The sequence below is a fragment of the Bartonella sp. AP58NXGY genome (assembly GCF_042195785.1).
Taxonomy (GTDB): Bacteria; Pseudomonadota; Alphaproteobacteria; order Rhizobiales; family Rhizobiaceae; genus Bartonella.
Window position 1 is genome coordinate 317 of sequence record NZ_JBHIOY010000368.1, and the last position, 278, is coordinate 594.

At 42.4% G+C, this 278-nt stretch carries 1 pseudogene; it reads right to left on the bottom strand.

Annotation, left to right across the window (positions count from 1 at the left end):
- Positions 1-278 (bottom strand): annotated as a pseudogene (locus ACFINC_RS11470) (hypothetical protein); the annotation flags it as partial.

Here is a 278-nt window from a genome sequence, read left to right on the forward strand (position 1 = left end):
TGTTGTACGAATAAGGGTGATGTCTCTGTTGATTTATTAAGCAAGATATTTCCCCCCGGTGCACGAGCTTGATGTAATACACGCGCATAACATTCTGCGGCTTGGTGCTGTTGTGCGACACAATCAAAGAAGCAAACCGCCCATAAGGAGACAAATGATAATATTGGCGTGCTGCAATCTCCCGTGTGTAAAAATCTTCTGGTTGGCATGAAAGTAAAGCTTTTATGACCGAATGATCGGGTTGATAGGTTTGCAATAATCCTAAACTTTCCAATCCT